Origin of the sequence: Corynebacterium uropygiale, assembly GCF_021568315.1 — a bacterium.
GTDB lineage: Bacteria > Actinomycetota > Actinomycetes > Mycobacteriales > Mycobacteriaceae > Corynebacterium > Corynebacterium uropygiale.
In genome coordinates this window covers 38974-57737 of sequence record NZ_JAKGSI010000002.1, presented here as the reverse complement: position 1 = coordinate 57737, position 18764 = coordinate 38974, and the positions used below count along the sequence as shown (strand labels likewise).

17 protein-coding genes are annotated in these 18764 nt (G+C 67.2%); 1 reads left to right on the top strand and 16 read right to left on the bottom strand.

Going from position 1 to position 18764, the window contains the following annotated elements; genetic code table 11:
• Positions 1–18: 18 nt before the first annotated feature.
• Entirely contained in the window at positions 19–657 is a 639-nt protein-coding gene (locus L1O03_RS03770; protein ID WP_236118111.1) for a WKL family lipoprotein, read from the bottom strand.
• Positions 658–802: 145 nt separating this feature from the next.
• Complete coding sequence (locus L1O03_RS03765; RefSeq protein WP_236118110.1) at positions 803–2191, bottom strand: DNA polymerase IV; 1389 nt, start codon at positions 2189–2191, stop codon at positions 803–805.
• Between the two features lie 55 nt (positions 2192–2246).
• Between L1O03_RS03765 and L1O03_RS03760 the strand changes: the two genes are divergently transcribed.
• Entirely contained in the window at positions 2247–2690 is a 444-nt protein-coding gene (locus L1O03_RS03760; RefSeq protein WP_236118109.1) for an HD domain-containing protein, read from the top strand.
• A 33-nt stretch (positions 2691–2723) separates the two neighbouring features.
• Here L1O03_RS03760 and ileS read toward each other — a convergent pair whose 3' ends face one another.
• From ileS to mraY, 14 genes are all read right to left on the bottom strand, one after another.
• On the bottom strand, positions 2724–5936 hold the full coding sequence (gene ileS, locus L1O03_RS03755) for an isoleucine--tRNA ligase (protein WP_236118108.1): 3213 nt from the start codon (positions 5934–5936) through the stop codon (positions 2724–2726).
• A gap of 290 nt (positions 5937–6226) precedes the next feature.
• Positions 6227–6385: a hypothetical protein gene (locus L1O03_RS03750; RefSeq protein ID WP_236118107.1), complete on the bottom strand. Its 159-nt coding sequence runs from the start codon at positions 6383–6385 to the stop codon at positions 6227–6229.
• A gap of 114 nt (positions 6386–6499) precedes the next feature.
• Entirely contained in the window at positions 6500–7465 is a 966-nt protein-coding gene (locus L1O03_RS03745; protein WP_236118106.1) for a DivIVA domain-containing protein, read from the bottom strand.
• Between the two features lie 147 nt (positions 7466–7612).
• On the bottom strand, positions 7613–7918 hold the full coding sequence (locus L1O03_RS03740; protein WP_236118105.1) for a YggT family protein: 306 nt from the start codon (positions 7916–7918) through the stop codon (positions 7613–7615).
• A 112-nt stretch (positions 7919–8030) separates the two neighbouring features.
• A complete protein-coding gene (locus L1O03_RS03735; RefSeq protein WP_236118104.1) occupies positions 8031–8474 on the bottom strand; it encodes a cell division protein SepF in 444 nt (147 codons plus the stop codon).
• Between the two features lie 71 nt (positions 8475–8545).
• A complete protein-coding gene (locus L1O03_RS03730; RefSeq protein WP_236118103.1) occupies positions 8546–9256 on the bottom strand; it encodes a YggS family pyridoxal phosphate-dependent enzyme in 711 nt (236 codons plus the stop codon).
• A 1-nt stretch (position 9257) separates the two neighbouring features.
• Positions 9258–9995: a peptidoglycan editing factor PgeF gene (pgeF, locus tag L1O03_RS03725; RefSeq protein WP_236118102.1), complete on the bottom strand. Its 738-nt coding sequence runs from the start codon at positions 9993–9995 to the stop codon at positions 9258–9260.
• Between the two features lie 4 nt (positions 9996–9999).
• Positions 10000–11274, bottom strand: a complete 1275-nt coding sequence (ftsZ, locus tag L1O03_RS03720; protein WP_236118101.1) for a cell division protein FtsZ — start codon at positions 11272–11274, stop codon at positions 10000–10002.
• Between the two features lie 196 nt (positions 11275–11470).
• Positions 11471–12139 carry a cell division protein FtsQ/DivIB gene (locus tag L1O03_RS03715; RefSeq protein ID WP_236118100.1) on the bottom strand — a complete coding sequence of 223 codons (669 nt, stop codon included), beginning with the start codon at positions 12137–12139 and terminating at the stop codon, positions 11471–11473.
• A 2-nt stretch (positions 12140–12141) separates the two neighbouring features.
• On the bottom strand, positions 12142–13533 hold the full coding sequence (gene murC / locus L1O03_RS03710) for a UDP-N-acetylmuramate--L-alanine ligase (protein ID WP_236118497.1): 1392 nt from the start codon (positions 13531–13533) through the stop codon (positions 12142–12144).
• 96 nt (positions 13534–13629) lie between these two features.
• Entirely contained in the window at positions 13630–14733 is a 1104-nt protein-coding gene (murG, locus tag L1O03_RS03705) for an undecaprenyldiphospho-muramoylpentapeptide beta-N-acetylglucosaminyltransferase (protein WP_236118099.1), read from the bottom strand.
• A 5-nt stretch (positions 14734–14738) separates the two neighbouring features.
• Positions 14739–16226: an FtsW/RodA/SpoVE family cell cycle protein gene (locus tag L1O03_RS03700; protein WP_236118098.1), complete on the bottom strand. Its 1488-nt coding sequence runs from the start codon at positions 16224–16226 to the stop codon at positions 14739–14741.
• Between the two features lie 3 nt (positions 16227–16229).
• The gene (murD, locus tag L1O03_RS03695; protein ID WP_236118097.1) at positions 16230–17630 is read right to left on the bottom strand and encodes a UDP-N-acetylmuramoyl-L-alanine--D-glutamate ligase; all 1401 of its coding nucleotides are present in this window, start codon (positions 17628–17630) and stop codon (positions 16230–16232) included.
• Positions 17614–18732: a phospho-N-acetylmuramoyl-pentapeptide-transferase gene (mraY, locus tag L1O03_RS03690; protein ID WP_236118096.1), complete on the bottom strand. Its 1119-nt coding sequence runs from the start codon at positions 18730–18732 to the stop codon at positions 17614–17616. Before mraY ends, murD begins: the two co-directional genes overlap by 17 nt.
• Positions 18733–18764: the final 32 nt, after the last annotated feature.

Genomic DNA, 18764 nt, shown 5'->3' with positions numbered 1-18764 from the left:
CCCCGATGGTGGTGCTGCCTACTGGGCGGGCGCCGGGGCCTCCTCCGGGGCGGGGGCCGGTGCCGGCTGCTCACCTTCAGCCGGGGCGGGGGCCGGAGCGGGCTGCTCCCCCTCGGCCGGTGCCGGCTGCTCGCCCTCGGCCGGCGGGAGGTCATCGTGGCACATGGCCGGGACCTGCTCCGGCGGCAGGGCGCTGGTGATGAGGACGCAGGCGTCGGCGCGGCTCAGCTTCCACAGGCCGTCCTCGAAGACGAAGCTGATGTCCTGGATCTCATCGCGGCGATCGCCCTCGGTGTAGACGAGGTTGGTGAGGACGCTGTCGTTGGTGTAGCCGGGGAGAACCGGGTCCTGGACCTGGAAGTCAGAGCCCAGCTCAGCCTTGCGCTGCGCGAGGATGTCGAAGAGCTCGGCAGCGGTCTCGCCGCCCTGCACCGTCTTCACCTTCTCCTCGATGGGGGCCTGCGGGTCGCTGGCCTTCGCGATGACCGCGTTGAGGTCAGCCGCGGACGGCAGCTCCGGCATGGCGGCAGCCGAGGAGGACGAGCTCTCCGCCGAGCTCGTCGACGTGTCCTCACTCCCCTGATCATTGGAGCACGCGCTGAGCGTGACAGCGGTTGCCAGCACAGCACCCGCAGCGGCAATTCGGTAAAGCTTCACGGAAATCTCCTCTACTCGACAATTGACTGGAATATGCTATCAACTCCCCGGCCCTCGGGACGATCCCGCTCCCCGCCGCCCCGCCCGGCGACGCGCAAATCCCCAGGTCACCGGAACCCCGTCGTGGGCAATACCTCACCGCGGCTCAGTTTTCTGAGAGCCACTCATCCCACTCTAAGCTGCGCAGAGGGTCGGCCGGGCGAAGCTCGGCATCGTCGATCGCGAAGGTCCGGGTGCGCCCAGGACCCGTCGTCCGCGTCTCAAAACGCACGGATACCACGCCATGGCCCACCCCCTGGACCCAGCCGTGCCCCCACTCCGGGTGGTGGACGTCCTGCGTGGGGTACCACGTGTCCGGGTTCTCCTCCGTGGCCTCGAGCTCCGCCTCCCCCTCGGCGCGTTCCTCCGGGCTGCCCCGCACCCCCACTTCGAAATCCGTATCGACGTCGATCCTTCGCACCACCTGGTGTTCGAGCTCGGGGAAGAGCACATCCTGCCGCGCCTCCTCCAGTCCGGAATAGCCGACGCCCACCAGCCTGATGGGCCCCACCTCGTCCGGATAGCGTACGAGGCTGCGCGCGGTGGCCAGGAGGGTGTCCTCCTCATCCGTGGCATAGGGCAAGGTCGCGGAGCGGGACTCGATCCGAAAGTCCGCCATGCGCAGCTTGACGGTCACGGTCCTGGCCGCCCGGCCGTCGCGCCCGAGGCGCGCATACGCACCCTCCGCGGCGCGCTCGATGGCGGCATCGACCTGACCGTGCGTCACGAGATCCCGCGGATAGGTGTGCTCCGCCGAGACCTGTTTGGCCACAGCCCGAGGGGCGACGGGCCGCTCGTCGATACCACGCGCCAGATCCCACAGCGCCGGGCCGATGGTCCCTCCCAGGCTAGAGACCACCTCCTTGCGGCTCAGCGAGGCGAGGTCCGCAATACTTACCACGCCCAGGCTGCGCAGCTTCGCCTCCGTGATGGGCCCCACGCCCCACAGCTCCCCCACGGGGAGGGGGCCGACGATCTCGTCGTGCCGGTCCGGCGGGATCACCGCCACCCCATCGGGTTTGGCCAGCCCAGAGCCGATCTTCGCGGTCTGCTTCCCCGCCCCCGCACCGATAGAGCTCGGCAGCCCGGTCTCCTCGCGGATCCTCGCGCGCAACTGGTGGGCCCAGCGCTCCACCTCCTCGGGCGAGGCGCCCCGCAGCTCCTCTGGCTCCATGTAGCCCTCGTCGATACTCAGCTGCTCCACCAGCCCCACCTCCTCGCGGAGCAGCTCAAACACGCGCCGCGAAGCGAGCGAATAGACCTCCTTCCGGGGGCGGACGACGACGGCCTGGCTCCCCACAAGCGCCCGGGCGCGAATCATCGGCATGGCGGAGTGCGCCCCGAAGCGTCGAGCCTCATAGGAAGCGCCGGCCACCACCCCGCGGAGCCCGAGGCCGCCCACGAGCACCGGCCTTCCCCGCAGGGTTGGGCGGGTGAGCTGCTCGCAGGATGCAAAGAAGGCATCCATATCGATATGCAACACCCACCGTGACATGGCGCCCATCCTATCGAATACCTGTGCCCATAGCGGAATCGCTAGGGTGGAGCCCATGGACCAGATGCATCTCATTGAACAGGCCGTCACGCTCGCCCGCGAAGAGCATGAATCCCACCGGGATGCCGCGGGCGGCCCGCTCCTCGAGCACCTCACCCGGGTCAGCGGCGAACTGCGCGAGCAGGGTGGGACGCCTGAGGCTATCGCCGTGTGCTGGCTCCACCACATTCTGCGCGACACCGACATCGAGTCCGAGGACCTCCGCGAGATGGGTTTTAGCGATTCCATCATCGAGGCCGTCGAGGTCCTCACCCCGCAGCCCGAGCTCTCCGAGGAGGAGTGGCTCCAGCGCATCAACGCCCACGACCTCGCCCGCCAGGTCAAACAGGCCGACATCGCGGATCACACCCGCCCCGAGGCACTCGACGCCCTCGACAGCGCGCAGCGCGCTCACGCGGAGGAGTTCCGGGAGCGCGCTGCGGAGATGTTCGCCAGGTAGACGCGGGGACGGGCTGGCCTCCCCCGCGTGCCCTTAGGCCTCGGCCTCGCTGAGGCGCTCGATGCTCACCGTCACACCGGAGAGCACCTCGTGGGCCTTCGGCCCCTCGGCCGGGAGGGGCTCAGTGCTCACGCGGAAGTCCTTCGCCAGGGTTTCGCAGGCGATGAACTCCGCGTGCCGCGTTGCCCACTCCTCCTTCTCCGCGGGCACGCTGAGCACCGCGCGAATCCGGTCGGAGACCTCCAGGTCCTCGGCCTTGCGGGCGTCCTGGATCCCGCGGACCACGTCCGCCGCCCAGCCTTCGGCCTCGAGTTCCTCGGTGAGCGTCATGTCCAGGACGACGAGCCCATTGCACCCATCGATCTGTGCTGTGGATTCCGGGTTCGCCGCCACGAGCCGCTCGGTGAATTCCCCTGGTTCGAGCAACATTCCGTCCGCGTTCACGCGATCGCCTTCGCGGGTATAGTTCCCCGTCTTCACAGCCTTGATCGCGCGCTGCACATCCTTCCCCAGCCGCGGTCCCGCAACCCGAGCGTTCACGGCAATCTCGACGACGCCGACGGATGCCACATCGTCCGTCAGCTCAACATTCTTCACGTTGACCTCATCGCGGATGATGTCGCGGAACGCTGCCAGCGTCGAGGCCTCGGGAAGCGCCACCGTGAGGGAGGGCAGCGGCAGACGGTTGCGCAGCTTGTGGGCCTTGCGTACCGAGGAGGCCGCGGAGCAAGCGGCACGGACCGCGTCCATGGTAGCGACGAGTTCGTCGTCGGCCGGGTAGTCCTCCGCCTTGGGGAAGTCCGCGAGGTGGACGGAGCGGCCGCCGGTCAGGCCGCGCCAGATGACCTCGGACACCAGCGGAAGCAGCGGGGCCGTGACCCTGGTGAGGGTTTCCAGCACGGTGTAGAGGGTGTTGAAGGCGTGGAGGTTGTCCTCTTCCCCGCCCCAGAAGCGGTCCCGCGAACGACGTACGTACCAGTTGGTGAGTGCGTCGCAGAAGCGTCGGACCTCATCGCACGCGGTGGCAATATCCATGGCCTCGAGTGCGTCACCCGTCGTCTTCACCAGGTCATGGAGTTTGGCAAGGATGTAGCGGTCCAGCACTGCCGGGGATGACGTCGACCACTCCGCCGGCCGAGAGGAGTAGAGCTGCAGGAAGGTGTACGCGTTCCACATCGGAAGGAGCGCCTGGCGCACGCCATCGCGGATGCCTTGCTCCGTCACGATGAGGTTGCCGCCTCGAAGGATCGGCGAGGCCATGAGGTACCAGCGCATCGCGTCAGAGCCGTCGCGGTCGAAAACCTCGTTGACGTCCGGGTAGTTCCCCTTCGACTTGGACATCTTCAGTCCATCATCGCCGAGGATGATCCCGTGCGCGACCACCGTCGAGAACGCGGGCCGGTCAAAGAGAGCGGTCGCGAGCACGTGGAGGGAGTAGAACCAGCCGCGCGACTGCCCCGAATACTCGACGATGAAGTCCGCCGGGGAGTGCGTGTCAAACCATTCTTCGTTCTCGAAGGGGTAGTGCTTCTGCGCGAAGGGCATGGAGCCGGACTCGAACCAGCAGTCGAGGACCTCCGGGACGCGGCGCATCGTGGACTTCCCCGTCGGGTCGTCCGGGTTCGGGCGCGTGAGCTCGTCGATGTAGGGGCGGTGCAGGCTCGTGGGCCGGACGCCGAAGTCCCGCTCCAGCTCGTCGAGGGATCCGTAGACGTCGACGCGGGGGTATTCTTCGGAGTCGGACACCCACACCGGGATCGGCGAACCCCAGTAACGGTTGCGCGAGATGTTCCAGTCGCGCGCCCCCTCGAGCCACTTGCCGAACTGGCCATCGCGGATGTGCGAGGGGATCCACGTCGTGTTCTCGTGGTTGAGCTCCACCATCCGCTCGCGGAACTTCGTCACCGAGACGAACCAGCTGGGCAGCGCCATGTAGATGAGCGGCTCGCCGGAGCGCCAGGAGTGCGGGTAGGAGTGCTCGATCGTGCGGTGACGCACCACCCGGGAGGCCTCCTTGAGGTCCCGAATGATGGCCTTGTTCGCATCAAAGACCAGCTGCCCCTCGTAGGGCGGCACCTGCTCGGTGAACTTGCCGTCCATGTTGACGGGGATCACCACGTCGATGCCATAGGCCTGGCACGTCGTCATATCGTCCTCACCGAAGGCCGGAGCCTGGTGGACGATACCCGTGCCGTCCTCCGTGGTGACATAATCCGCGAGGAGCACCTGGAACGCCTTCGGGTGGTCCTTGAAGAACTCAAAGATCGGCTGGTAGGTGAGACCCTCGAGCGCCCGCCCGGGCAGGGTGAGCAGGACCTCGTGGTCCTTGCCCAACTCCGCGGCATACTCCCCGCGCAGCGTGTCCGCGAGGAGCACCTTCTTCCCGCGGATCTCCGGGGAGCTCCCCTCTTCGCCGACGCGCACCAGGGCGTACTCCGTCTCGGGGTGCACCGCGAGTGCGAGGTTCGACGGCAAGGTCCACGGGGTGGTCGTCCAGGCGAGGGCGGCGGCCTCGCCCACCTCCGGGTGCTCGGCGAGGGTCGTCTCCGCGGCGGAGCCCTCCCGGGCCCCCGTGACCGGGAAGGTCACCGTGAGGGTCGGGTCCTGGCGCATGCGGTAGGCGTCGTCGAGGCGGGTCTCCTGGTTGGACAGCGGGGTGTGCTCCGCCCAGGAGTAGGGCAGGACGCGGAAGCCCTGGTAGATGAGCCCCTTGTCGTAGAGGGCCTTGAAGGCCCACATGACGGACTCCATGAAGTCAATGTCCATGGTCTTATAGCCATGGTCAAAGTCCACCCAGCGGGCCTGGCGGGTGACATAGGAGCGCCACTCCTCGGTGTAGCGCAGGACGGAGGTGGCGCAGGCCTCGTTGAAGGCCTCGATGCCCATCTCCTCGATCTCGTTCTTGCCCTTGATCCCGAGCTGCTTTTCCGCATCGAGCTCGGCGGGAAGACCGTGTGTATCCCAGCCGAACACGCGCTGAACATACTTGCCACGCATCGTCTGGAAACGCGGGATGATGTCCTTCACATAGCCGGTGAGCAGGTGGCCATAGTGTGGAAGCCCGTTGGCAAAGGGCGGGCCATCATAAAACACGAACTCCGTGGAGCCCTCGCGCTGACGCAGAGACTCCTGGAACGTGCCGTCTTTCTCCCAATACGTGAGAACTTCGCGCTCCATATCCGGGAAGCGCGAGGATCCCCCGCTGAGATCAACCTTGGGGTACACTCCCCCGACCTTGTCGGCCATCGTCACTCCTTCACGTGCCTAGCGTTGTGCCATGCAGGGACGCAGCGACTGCTACGCGGTACCACCCTGCTTGGGCCGGCCGCAGCCAACCCCGCTTCATTGCAGTGAAGGATGATGACGGATCCACCCGTCCGGTTCTACTGAGCTCTTCCACGAGCCGTTCTTCCGGAGCGCTCCCCGGTGATAGCCGGATCAGTGCGCGAGGCCCCGGGGCGCTTCGGCTCTCCACGACGTCAAGCCAGTGCCCCAGAACACGTGCTCATCAGTATAACGGATCCTCCCCGGATCCCCTATGCCTTCCCCTCCGAACGCGCACGGCGACGTCGCACCCAGTCGATAATGAGGAAGATCAGCCCCAGGATCGCGAAGACAAAGACTCCCACCGTGGTCAGCGTCGTTCCCGTACTGAGCGCGAGAACGAGGCAGAGAAAGGCGAGAAAAGCACTCACGAGTGCCAGGGTGAGCATGTGAACCCCTTAGTGATGATGCTCGCCCTCGCGGGCGAGGATAGACGAACTCCCCGCGGGCGCATGGCCTCGCGGGGAGGGCTAATCCACGAGGGATTAGTTGTTCTTGGTGTCCGTCCGGCCGTCCGGAGCGGCGCTCCCGCGGGTCTCCAGCTCCTCGAGCTGGGTCTCCAGCAGGGTGCGGAGGCGAGTGCGGTACTCGCGCTCGAAGGTCCGCAGCTCGCTGATGCGGTTCTCCAGAGCGCTCTGCTGGCGCTTGACGGTGGCCATGATCTCGGAGTGCTTGCGCTCGGCGTCGGCCTGGAGGGCGGCAGCCTTCTCCTCGGCGTTGCGAACCTGGGCCTCGGCGCGCGCGTTGGCGTCGGACACGGTCTTCTCAGCCTGACGCTCCGCATCGCTGACGAGGGTGCGGGAGCGGGTGTCCGCCTCGGACAGCTGCTTCTCGGCGGCCGCGCGGGCTTCCTCGATCATAGAGGTGGACTCGGCCTGAGCGTCCGAGGTGAGGCGGTCGGCCATCTCCTGGGCCAGGCCCAGGACCTTGGCAGCCTGCATGTGGGTGTCGGCTGTGGCGGTCCCCGCCGCGCCGGCGAAGCCCGCAGCGGCAGCGGCCTGGCGCGGCTCCTCGGAGCGAGACTCGGTGCTCTTCTCCGAACGCGCCTTCTCCGCCTCGGAGCGAGCCTTCTCGGCTTCCTGTTCCGCGCGGCGAGCCTTGGCCTCGGCATCCTCCTGAGCGGAACGGGCCTCAGCCAGCTTCTTCTCGTAGGAGGCACGAAGCTCGGACTCGATCTTCGTGCGCAGCGCCTGCTCGTCGACGGCGGAGGAGCGGGTGGAGGTCGCTGCAGCAGCCGTGCCAGCCGCCCCGGACTTGCTCCGCGCATCCTTCAGCTCGGATTCCAGCTCCTCGGTGCGCTGACGCAGCTCCTCGTTCTCATCCTGGAGCTGGCCAAGCGTATCTTCGACGAGGTCCAGGAACTGGTCGACCTCGTCCTCGCTGTATCCGCGCTTGCCGATCGGCGGCTTGCTGAAAGCCACATTGTGCACATCTGCTGGTGTCAGCGCCATTGACATTCCCTTCGCTTGGTCTGCCCAATCGAGCGAACTACACGCCCGACAGTGTATTCCCTAACGTATCCTACGGACTTTCGGTGACAAGTCTAGCCTCTTCCACCCCCAGATCGTGAGACGGGGGCAGATTTTTTGAAAGCGTTTTTATAGATTAGCACCCATGAAGACCAGCTGCACCAGCAGCTGGAGGAAGATGATGATAAAGAAGAGGGCGAGCACCGCCACATCGAGCCCGATATTCCCCATTCGGAGGGGAGGGATGATCTTCCGGAGGAGCTTGACGGGGGGATCCGTCGGCACGAAAAACACCGTCTCCGCCAGCACCATAAACCACCGCGGGGGCTGGGGGCTCCGGGAGAAGCTCAGAATCATTTCGATGAGGATGCGTCCCACGAGCAAATAAAAGAAGATTCTGAGCAGGATGAGCAGAATAAAGCCGACATAAATCACAGCACCAAAGCCTAATGAACCTTCGCCAGAGATGCGAACAGCCCACTGCCTCGCTGGCAGTGGGCGTCGAGCAGGGGCCGCAGGCTCCCGGCGCTCCCGGTTCCGATGAGGGTTAGCGCAGGCGCAGAGCGCGGTCCAGCTCGTAGGTGGAGATCGTCGCCCCCTCGGGGATGATGGCGAAGACCAGGCGGTCGAGCTTCTTCATCTGGCCGCGGAGGCCGAAGCAGAGGCCCGCCGCGAAGTCGATGACGCGCTTGGCCTCGGAGTGCTCCATCCGGGTGAGATCGAAGACGATGGCGTCGCCGTCGCGGAAGGGCTCGCCGATGCGGGAGGCCTCCGTGTAGGAGTGCAGCTCGACGGCCAGCACGGACGGGGTGTAGCTGCGCGGCTCAGCGGCGCGGGGGGCGGGCTCATAGTCGTGTTCGCGACGGGCACCATAGCCCAGGGACTCCTCGGCGCGGCCGTAGTGCGGGTCGTCGTCGTAGTACGGATCGTCGACGTCGACAGCCGTCGGCCCGAGGCCGAAAAATTCCTTCGTGCTCTTGATAAAGGACATTCTGTTCCCCTCTTGATCTGTCGTGGCCCTATGGAACCGGGGCTCGATCAGCCCCTCGTGGTGATTGAGTTTTAGGCTAGCGGGCGGCTGCCGAGGATTGCTGTACCGACACGCACAATGGTCGAGCCCGCAGCGATCGCCTCGGCCATGTCAGCGGACATGCCCGCGGAGAAGCCCAGCCCACGGCCGGCGCGCTCCTCCATCTCGCCGCGCAGCGCGGCGGCCTGGGCAAAGACCTCCACCGGGTCGGCGCCCACCGGCGGGACGCACATGAGCCCAGCAAGGGAGAGGTGCTCGGCCTCAAGGACGCGCTCGGTGAGTGCGGGGAGGTCGGCCGTCGAGACCCCACCGCGGCTCGTGTCCCCATCCGCACTCCACTGGAGGTAGCACGGGAGGACGGCGCGCTCCTCCGGCCGGTCTCCGCGCTCGAGCGCGAGGGCCACGCCGTGGTTGAGGCCGTCGGCGATGCGGAGGGAGTCGACGCTGTGCACGCTGGAGGCCCAGCGCGCCACGGCATTGCACTTCTTCGATTGGATCTGGCCGATCATCGCGAAGCCCATGGCGGGCAGCTCGGCGGCCTTGGCCCGGGCCTCCTGCTCGCGGTTCTCCCCCACCTCGGTGACGCCGAGGTCACCCAAGATCTCGACGTCGCTGGCGGGGTGGAACTTGGTGACGGGGAGGAGCGTGACCTCCTCCGGCGTGCGGCCGGCCACACGGCTGGCCTCGGCGATCTGCTCCCTCACGGCGGCGAGTGCCTGTGCAATCTCTTCACGACGGTTCATATCACTGCTCCTCGGGCAGCCACACGATGCCGGCCTGCCGCCCAGTTGTTCCTTCCCGCCGGTAGGAGAAGAAGGTGTCATCCTCGATGGTGCAGCGGGGATCGACGTCCACCGCTTCCACGCCCAGCCCAGCGAGCTGGCGCACAAGCCCCGCACGGATGTCCAGGCCGGGCGTCCCTTTCGCGGTGCGAGCTAGGGATCCTGGAAGGTGTCGCTCCACGTCGCGGGCCATCGCCTCCGGGACTTCATAGCGGGCACCCGATGCCGCGGGCCCCAGCAGCGCGTGGATGCGGCCGGGCTCCGCGCCGAGGGTGCTCATCACCTCGACGGCGCGACGGAGAATCCCGTTGCGCGCCCCGGTGCGCCCGGCGTGGACCGCGGCGATCACCCCGGCCTCGTGGTCGGAGAGCAGGACCGGGACGCAATCGGCGACGAGGACGCAGAGCGCCAGGCCCCGGGCCGTAGTCACGAGGGCGTCCGTCGCCTCGACGGGGCCGTCCTGCGGCCCGTCGACGACGGTCACCGTCGGCGTGTGGAGCTGCTCCATCCACACGAAGCGGGCGGGGTCGAGCTCAAGGATGCGGGCCAGCCGCTCACGATTGGCCCGGACGGCCGCGGGATCATCCCCCACGTGCTCGCCGAGGTTGAAGGAAGCATACGGCGCAGCGGAAACCCCGCCCGCACGGCTCGTGAACACCTTGCGGACGGGGCGAGTGCGCGGATCAACCGACGTCATCATGACCCTAGCGCATCATCGGGGGGAGGTCGATGTCGAAGTCATCATCGTCATCGCGACGGCTCGGCGCGCGGTAGTCATCCCCGGAGGTGAACATGCCGCCGCGGTGCGGGCGCTCGTCGAGGTGGTGGCGGCCGCTCGCGGAGTCGCGGGAATCACGATCCCGGAAGTCCCGCTCGGCGCGATCCTCCCGGCCACGCTCGGAGGATCCGAAGAGGGAGTCCTGGGAGCTCGGCGCCGGAGTGGGGTTCTCGCGCTGCGGGCGCTCGGCCGGCTCCGCGGGGGCGGAGGCGGGCTGCTCGGTGCGAGCGGAGTCCTGCTGGACGGGCGCCGGGGAGGACTCGTCGAAACCCGTCGCGATGATGGTGACGCGCACCTCGTCGCCGAGGTTGTCGTCCACCGTCGCGCCGAAGATGATGTGGGCATCTTCGTCAGTCTTTTCCTCGATGAGGGAGGTGGCCTCGCCGACCTCGTTCATGCCCATGTCAGAGCCGCCCGCGACGGAGAGCAGCAGGCGGGTCGCGCCGTCCATGCTGGACTCGAGCAGCGGGGAGTTGATGGCCTGGAGGGCGGCGTCGACGATGCGGCTATCGGAGCTGGAGCTACCGACACCCATGAGGGCGGAGCCGGCGCCCTCCATGACGGAGCGCACGTCAGCGAAGTCGACGTTGATGAGACCCGGGTTGGTGATGAGGTCAGAGATACCCTTCACACCATTGTGAAGGACTTCATCGGCGGCGTGGAAGGCGTCCACCATGGAGAGGCTCTCATCGCCCAGCTGCATGAGGCGATCGTTCGGGATGACGACGACGGTGTCACACACCTCACGGAGCTTCTCGATGCCCTCCATCGCCTGGCGGTTACGGCGGCGTCCCTCGAACTTGAAGGGCCGGGTGACGACGCCGACGGTCAGCGCGCCCTGCTTCTTCGCGATGCTCGCGACGACCGGGGCGGCGCCGGTGCCCGTTCCGCCGCCCTCGCCGGCGGTGACGAACACCATGTCCGCACCCTTGAGGATCTCCTCGATCTCCGCCTTGTGCTCCTCCGCGGCGGCTCGGCCCACTTCAGGATCGGCGCCGGCGCCGAGGCCACGGGTGGTCTCTCGGCCGATGTCGAGCTTGACGTCCGCGTCGGAGAACATCAGCACCTGGGAGTCGGTGTTGACGGTAATGAACTCGACGCCCTTGAGGCCTTCCTCAATCATCCGGTTCACAGCATTGCCGCCGCCGCCGCCGACTCCGACGACCTTGATGACGGCGAGTGACTGGTTCGGGGAATTCATTGCTAGGTCTCTCGCCTTTCCGATGAGAAGTCTGTCACTAGGGTTCTTTCATTCTGGCTGCAGAAGTGCAGACCGATCCCTTCCATCATGAGGGACAGACAACGCAAACGCCGTGACATTTGCACGGCGTGTCGTTACCCTCAACCACTACTTTAGGGTTTTGGCCTGCGGTTTTAGCGCTGCTCCCCCACCGTACTCAGGAGTCTCGGCGGGTGATCAACTCGGGGTTGGAAATATTCCAATTCCCGTCCGGGAAGGTCAGCACTGATTCCAACGCGATGGCCTTATTCCGGTTGTTTTCCGTCGCACCCCAATACACCGTGCGCCCATCTTTGATGTAGAGCGTCATGGCCTTCTCCGCGGAGACGTCGACGCGCTCCAAGGCGCTGCGCTGCTCCGAACCGACCTCGCTCAGCGCCCGGGCCACCTCCGCGAGGGTCTCCCCATCCTGGGATCCCGAGCCCGTCACGGCGAGGGCATCCGGCGGCGGATCCCCCTGGAGGAAGATGTCCCCGTTCTCATCAATGAGCGAGGCCACCCCGTTCTCCTCCCGGTAGAGCGGGGCCTGACGCTCGGTGATGCGGATCGTGGCCGTCGACGGGAAGTCCCGGGAGACGGTCACCGATCGGGTCCACGGAAGCGCCGCCACGCCCTGGGCAGCGCCCGTGCTGTCCAGCCGCAGGAGGTTATCCCCCTCGTGGATGCCGCTCGCCGCCACGATCTCCTCCTGGGTGCTGTGCTCCGCGCCCTCCACCGTGATGGTGCGGATCGCGCAGAGCGGGCTCCACAGGAGGACCGCCACGAGAGCGAGGATCAGGATGATGAGGACCCCGCCGCTGATGAGCGCCGTGCGCGCGGAGGGCATCCTCAATGCTCTTCCTCCTGCAGGGCGTCGAGAATCTCATCGGCGAGCAGCGTCACGGTACCCGCGCCGATGGTGAGGATGAGGTCCCCGGGGCCGGCCATCGCGCGCACGCGCCCGGCCACGGCGGAGAAGTCCGGTTCGTAGATGACCTCCTCGGCGTCGATGGCATCCGTGATGAGCCGGGAGCTCACTCCTTCGACGGGGTCCTCCCGCGCGCCGAAGATCTCGAGGACGACGACGCGATCAGCCAGCGACAGGGCCTCGGCGAACTCAGTAGCGAAGTTCACGGTCCGCGAGTACAGGTGCGGCTGGAAGACCGCGATGAGCTGGCCGCCCTCCTCAGCCTCGAGCTTCTCCCGCGCGGCGCTGAGCACGGCGCGCACCTCGGTGGGGTGGTGCGCATAGTCATCGAAGACGCGGGCGCCCGCGAAGCGCGGGTTATCCACCGTGCCGTGATATTCGAAACGACGGCGCACGCCGGTGAAGTTGCTAAGCCCCGCGCAGAGCCGATCGCACTCACCACCGGCCAGGTGCCCGGCCAGCAGCGCGGCCGCAGCGTTGAGCACCATGTGTTCGCCCGGGATGCTCAGCCGCACCGTCACGGTGCGCCCGGCGATCTCCATCTGCGCCACGGTTCCCGCGGCGTCGATGGCGCTCTTCAGCACCTCGACCTCGCAGGGAAGATCGGGGTGGCGGGCGGCTGCTGCCGTCGTGCCATAGCCATGGACCGTGATGCCCCGCGCGGCCGCGCGCTCACCGAGGCTCGCCGCGTGCTCGTCATCGAGGCAGACGACGAGGTGCCCGTCCTCCCCCAGGCGGTCGGCGAACTGATCGAAGATGGCGAAGTACTTCTCCTCAGAACCGAAGTAGTCGAGGTGATCCGGCTCGATATTGGTGACAACGGCAATGTCCGGGGAGTAGCGGAGGAAGGAGCCGTCGGACTCGTCCGCCTCCGCGACGAAGGCGTGGCCGGTCCCGTTGTGGGCATTCGTCCCGGCGCGGTTGAGCTGCCCGCCGATGGCGAAGCTCGGGTCCATTCCCGCCTCTTGCATGGCGACCACCGTCATCGAGGTGGTGGACGTCTTGCCGTGAGTCCCCGCGATGAGGATCTGCTGGGAGCCCAGCATGAGCTCCGCGAGGAGGTCCGAGCGCCGGAGGATGGGGATGCCCGCCTCGCGCGCGGCGACGAGCTCGGGATTGTCCTGCGGGATGGCGGCGAAGGAGGTGGCGACCACCGTGGGCAGCTCCCCGGCCAGGCGCAGGTTCTCCGCGTCGTGGCCGATGGAGATGGTGGCCCCCATGGAGCGCAGCGCGAGGATGGGCCGGGACTCCTTGGCATCCGAGCCGGACACCACCGAGCCGCGGTCGAGGAGGATCCGCGCTACCCCGGACATCCCTGCCCCACCGATGCCGATGAGGTGAACCCGGCTGAGGTCATAGCCCCCGGTGCTCTCGTTATGGCCTTGTGCAGTGCTCACGGACGGTCTCCTTTAGTTCTCGGGCGTGTCGGGGCGGGCAGAGTCGAGGCGCGCCATGATGCGGTCGGCGATCGTTGCGGCCACATCGCCGGCACCGACGCGGCCGGCGGCGGAGGCCATCGCGTTGTACACGGAGGCGTCGTCGAGGATGCTCAGCACGTGGCGCTGGAGCTCCTCGGCGTCCATGTCGCTGTCCTGGACGATCCGGGCGGCGCCGGCGCTCACGGCATCGCGGGCATTGAGGCCCTGCTCGCCGTTACCGTGCGGCAGGGGAACGTAGATGGCGGGGAGGTTGGCGGCCGTCACCTCGGCGACGGTCATCGCGCCGGCCCGGCACACGATGAGGTCCGCCACCGCATAGGCGGCCGACATGTCCTCGATGTAGGGCACCGGCACGTAACCATCAGCCTCCTGAGCGGGGCGTTCGTTGCGGGGCCCATAGGCGTGAAGGATCTGGATCCCCTTGGCCGCAAGGGGCTCGACGGCACCGGCCAGCGCATCATTGAGACGCTTGGCCCCCTGAGAGCCGCCGGTGACGAGGAGCGTCTGCCGGTGGCTCTCCAGACCCCACAGGCTGCGGGCGCGCTCGGCGTCCTCGCCCTCGCGGTGCCCTCCCAAGTCAGAGCGGATGGGAATCCCGACGACATCGCCCGGCATCCCCGAGCCCGGCACGGCGTTGAGGCCCGTGCCGCCGAGGCTCACCCCCAGCTTGTTGGCCAGCCCCGCCCGGGCATTGGCCTCATGGACAAAGAAGGGGGTGCGCAGGCTCCACGCCGCGAGGTAGGCGGAGGCGGCGACGTATCCGCCGAATCCGATGAGCGCGTCGGCGTGCACATCCTTCATGATCGCGCGGGCTTGCATCACGGAGCGGCCTACCTTGGCCGGCAGGCTCAGAAGTTTCGGGGACAGCTTCCGCGGGACGGGCACTGGGTCAATGAGCCGGAGATCATAACCGCGCTCGGGGACGAGAGTTTGTTCCAGGCCCTTCGTGGTGCCCAGCGCGGTGACGCGGGCGCCATAGTGCTCCCGGAGCGCATCGGCGACAGCCAGGGCCGGCTCAATGTGGCCGGCAGTGCCACCACCAGCCACGATGATGGAAGGGGTCGCGTCAGACATGGGTGTTATCTCCTTCCGCGTGGGTCGCGGTAGCGCTCGGTTGGTCGTTCTGTCCTGACGCTACCACCGGCTGAGGAGGGCCGGCGGCGCCGGGTCACGGGCCTCGGGCGGCTGCTCTGGGAGCCTCTCGGGGCGTCGCCGCGGGCGCGCTCCCGCTCCTCCCCGCGCTGCTCACGGGGACGCACGACGGGGCCTTCCGCGAGCGGCTCGCGAATGCGCAGGAGCCGGTCAAAGAAGGGGCGGCCGTAGTTCTGCATCGAGGACACGGCCTCCGGTTCGTGCCGGGCGCAACTAGCCAGCAGACCCATGGAAGCCAGGGTGATGATGGCGGAGGTACCACCCGCCGAGATGAGCGGCAGCTGGATACCCGTCACCGGCACCACGCCGATGACATAGCCGATATTGACGAAGGCTTGGACGACGACGCCCGCGGTGAGCGTCGCGGCCATGAGGGCGTGGAAGTCATTCTGGGAGCGGCGAGCCACCCGCAGCCCGAAGTAGCCCAGGAGGCCGAAGAGCAGGATGACCATGGCCCCACCCCACAGGCCGAGCTCCTCCCCGATGATCGCGAAGATGAAGTCATTTTTGGCCTCGGGGAGGTAGAACCACTTCGCGCGCGACTGCCCGATCCCCACCCCCAGGGCCCCGCCGTCCGCGAGGGAGAGGAAGCCCTGGTGGGATTGGTAGGCGTTCGAGCGGGTGTCGTCGAAGTTACCGACGAGCGCGTCGAGGTAGACGTGAATGCGCTGGGAGCGGTACCCGCCGCCCAGCAGGATCACGCCCACCGTGAGCACCGCGAGCGCCACGACGCCGACGAAGAAACTGCGCTGCACGCCGACGAAGAACAGCAGAGCGAGGACCACAACGGCGAAGGACACAGCCATGCCGAAATCCCGCTCAGCGAAGATGAGCACGCCCATGAGCACACCCACGCCGCCGAAGACGAAGATTCGCTTGCGGCGCTCATCGGGGCTATAGCCGGCCCCGGCGAGGTAGTGCGCGCCCCAGATGGCGATCGTCACGCGGGCCACCTCCGAGGGTTGCAGGCGCAAGGGGCCCAGCACAATCCACGACTGGGATCCGAAGTCCTCCAAACCCGTTCCGATCCCAGGAATGAGGACGAGGACGAGGAGGAGGATGGAGATTCCCAGGAGAATGGGGGCCAGCCTGCGGATGAAGGAGAGGCGTGTGACGAGGCAGCACCACATGAGGATGAGGCCCAGCGCTACGAGCACGCACTGCCGGAGAGCCGAGCCCCACACGCTGTCGCCCTCGATGACGGACCACGTCATCGAGGAGGAGAACACCATGACCACGCCGATCGCGGTGAGAGCGAAGACGACGATCCGAATCATGAGGTAATCGAGGGTCGGCTGGGTCTCCATCCACTGCCGCACCGGGGCGAGGAAGGAGGCCACGCTCGACTGCTCGCGGTTCTTCTCGCGAGTCTTCTCACGGGGCCGCTCCCGGCGGGTCGGTGCGCTCGACGTCATGGCTTAGCTCCTCGAGTAGATGCTTCTCACGGTCTCGGTAAAGATGTCCCCGCGGTGTCCCATGCCGCGATACATGTCCAGCGACGCCGCCGCCGGCGCGAGGACCAGCGTGTCCCCCGGCCGCGCGATCTCCCGGGAGGCCAGGACGAGATCTCGCATCGCCTGCTCGGGGTCCGTCGACTCCGTGCTCACGACGCGGACCTCGGGCGCCAGCGTCTGAAGGGCGTCGACGATCTCCTGCCGATCAATACCCAGAACAAAGGCCGCCTTCATCCGGGAGGCGTGCTTGGCGATGAGCTCGTGAACGTCGGCGCCCTTGAGCTGGCCTCCGGCGAACCACAGGATGTTTTCCACCCCGGCCAGCGCGGCATCGGCCGCGTGCGGGTTGGTGGCTTTGGAATTATCAATGGCGCGGATGCCGTCGATGTCCGCGACGACCTGCCCCCGGTGCCCGGCCACGTGGAAGTCGGCGAGCGCGGCGGCGATGTCCTCCGGCGGGACTCCGCAGTGATAGGCCATCGCGGCGGCGGCGAGGGCGTCGAGGACCCCGGCGGGCCCCGGCGGGTCGATGCCCTCAATGGGGGCGAGCTCCACGTCCTCCGCACCCGTCCGGTCCACGATCATGCCCCCGCGCACACCCACCTGCCCCGGCTCTGGCTCCCCGGCGGTGAAGCCGGTGACCCCATCGAGGAGCTGCTCGCTGCGCAGAAGGGTGCGCAGGTTCTCATCGTCCACCCCGGCAAAAGCCTTGTGGGCCGCGAGGACCTTCGTCTTGTCCATCGCATAGGCGCGGAAGCCGCCGTGCCAGTCCAGGTGATCCTCCGCGAGGTTGAGGTAGACACCCGCCTCCGGGGCCAGCGTGGAGCACCAGTGCAGCTGGAAGCTCGAGAGCTCGACGACCAGCGTGTTCACCCGCTCCGGGCTCTGGAGCGCCTCCGTGACCGCCATGCCAATATTGCCGACGGCCAGCGCCCGGGGATCCACCCGGCGCATCATCGCGGCGAGCATGGCCGTCGTGGTGGACTTGCCGTTCGTCCCGGTGACGCCCAGCCAGCGCCGGGGCTCACCGAAGGCGCCCGACTGATCGAGGCGCCACGCGAGCTCCACATCGCCGATGACGTCCACCTGCTTCTCCTCCGCGCGGCGGAAGAGAGGGGTGTCCGGGCGCCACCCCGGGGAGGTGATGACGAGGTCCACGCCGTCCAGCGCCTCCCCCGCCTCCTCGACGCTCAGCCCGCGGATGCGGCCTGGCTGGAGGGCCTCGCACTGCTGGCGGACCGTGGGGTTGTCGTCGACAACAATGAGGGGATTATCGAAGGAGCGCAGGAGGCCGAGCACGCTTCGGCCCGTCACTCCCCCGCCCACAACCATGAGGGTTCCGCTGAGATTAAGACACGACGTCATAGATGCCTCCCACCGTGTTGAGCCACTCGCCGTAGAAGATGCTGCTGCCGATGAGCACCGCCATCGCCGCGATGAGCCAGAAGCGGATCACCACGGTGGTTTCCGCCCAGCCGCCGTTTTCAAAGTGGTGGTGGAAGGGCGCCATCCGGAAGAAGCGCTTGCCGGTGCTCTTGAACACCGCCACCTGGATGACGACGGAGGCCGCCTCCATGACGAAGAGGGCGCCGATGATGATCATGAGCAACTCGGTACGCGAGGTGACGGAGATCCCGGCCACGAGCCCACCGAGTGCGAGCGAGCCCGTGTCCCCCATGAAGATCTTCGCGGGCGCCGCGTTCCACCAGAGGAAGCCCAGGCAGGCGCCCAGACCCGCGGCCGCGAGCACCGCAAGGTCCAACGGGTCACGCACCTGGTAGCAGCCGGCGAGCACATTGTGGTCGCAGGAGTTGCGGAACTGCCAGAAGGTGATGACCGCGTAGGCGCCCATGACCAGCGCCGTCGTGCCGGCTGCGAGGCCGTCGAGCCCATCGGTGAGGTTCACGGCATTCGACCACGCGCTGATGAGGATGTACATGAAGACGAGGAAAATGATGATCCCGATGATCCCGCCGCCCAGCGCGATATCAAACGTGTCGAGGTCGCGGATGAGCGAGAGCTTCGTCGTGCCCGGGGTCAGACCGTTCTCATCGGGGAACTGCAGGATGAGAATCCCGAAGAGCAGCGCGACGACGAGCTGCCCCACCAGCTTGGCGGTCTTGTTCAGCCCGAGGTTACGGCGGCGGAAGAGCTTGATGAAGTCATCGAGGAAGCCCAGCAGGCCGAGCCCCAGCATGAGCCCCAGGACGAGCAGGCCGGAGGCGCTGAAGCCGCCAAAGCCGGTCGCCTTGCCGTAGATCCCCACCACCACATAAGCAACGGTGATGCCGAGCAGGATCGCCAGGCCACCCATCGTGGGGGTTCCCCGCTTGCGCAGGTGGCTGCGGGGGCCGTCGTCGCGGATCTCCTGCCCGAAACCTTCTGCCGAAAACCACCGGATGAGTAGTGGCGTGACAAAAATCGCCACCAGGAAGCTAACCATTCCGGCGATGATGATGTGGGTCATGAGGGTTCCTGACTCTCCTTGCCAGTATTTGT